Source organism: Allobosea sp. 01N443, from assembly GCF_056399325.1.
In genome coordinates, this window is record NZ_JBFTRC010000375.1 from 1 (window position 1) to 1,623 (window position 1,623).

Below are 1,623 nucleotides of genomic sequence, written 5' to 3' on the forward strand. Positions count from 1 at the left end.
AGCCTGACCGGGACGGAATGCGCCGACCTGATCGACGGGCGCGACGGCAATGACGTGATCGACGGCCGCGGCGGCTCCGACATCCTGCATGGCGGCGCCGGCAACGACTTCATCCGCGGCGGCGCCGGCCATGACCTGATCTATGCCGGGCGCGGCAACGACATCGTCTATGGCGGCGACGGCAACGACACGATCTATGGCGATGACGGCGACGACCAGCTCTTCGGCGAGGATGGCGACGACATCATCTATGGCGAGGCCGGCAATGACATCATCATCGGCGGCAAGGGCAACGACCAGCTCTCCGGCGGTGACGGCAACGACCAGATCTCTGGCGGCGAGGGCAACGACCAGATCGCCGGGGATGCCGGCAACGACGTCGCCCATGGCGATGAGGGCGACGACACCGTGGATGGCGGCGCCGGGAATGATGAAGTTCATGGCGATGCCGGCGACGATCACGTCATGGGCGGCGCCGGCAATGACCAGGTCTATGGTGAGGACGGCGACGACATCCTCGACGGCGGCGCCGGCGACGACTGGATCGACGGCGGCGAAGGCGACAACACGATCTTCACCGGCGATGGCACCAACAGCGTCCGCACCGGCAACGGCAACAATGTTGTGACCGGTGGCGCTCATGTCGACATCGTCCAGTTCKGCGCCGGCCAGGACACGGCCCAGCTCGGCGCGGGCGACGATGCAGCGGCCGGCGGCGGCGGCGATGACCGGCTCTTCGGCGAGGATGGCGACGACACGCTCTCCGGCGACGACGGTGACGATGTGCTCGACGGCGGTTCCGGCGACGATCACCTCGCGGGCGGCAGCGGCGACGACCAGATCCATGGCGGGACCGGTGACGACATCGTCTTCGGCGGCGACGGGCGCGACCGGATCGAGGGCGACGCGGATGACGACATCGTCTTCGCCGGCGCCGGCGACGACCGGGTCGAGGGCAATGCCGGCAATGACCGGCTCTTCGGCGAGGCTGGTGACGACCRGATCGAGGGCGACGCGGGCGATGATGTCATCGATGGCGGGGCCGGCAACGACCGGCTCGAGGGCGATGACGGCGACGACGTGGTCATGGGCGGAGCTGGTAACGACCAGATCGCCGGAGATGCTGGCGACGATACGCTCGATGGCGGTACCGGTGAGGATCTCGTCAAGGCCGGCGCCGGCAACGACGTGATCATCGGCACGCTCGATGCCGCGGCCGATTGCTATGATGGCGGCAACGGCAGCGACACGCTGGATTACTCCCAGGCGACGCAATGCATCGACATCAACCTGGTCGAGGGCAAGGCGGTCAGCGTCGAGATCGGCGCGGACAGCTTCTCCAATATCGAGGCGGTGATCGGCGGCAGCGGCGACGACCACTTCACCATCGGTGCCGACGCAGTGACGCTGACCGGCGGTGCCGGCAACGACTGCTTCTCGTTCGACGTGCCCTATGACGAGGATGACCGCGACCTGATCCACCAGATCCTCGATCTCGAGGCTGGCGACCGCATCATCGTCAGCCAGTACCAGATCCGCACGGATGGCGATCCCGCCAATGGTGCGCCCGGGGACGAGGCCGATCCGTTCGCCAGCGCCTATGGCGACCAGGCCGGCACTGCC

Annotated in this window: 1 protein-coding gene; it reads left to right on the top strand. The window is 67.7% G+C overall.

The features are described 5' to 3' along the window. Window positions 1-1,623, top strand: a 1,623-nt coding sequence (locus AC1DRP_RS36475) for a calcium-binding protein (protein WP_476771125.1), incomplete at both ends; no start/stop codon positions are given.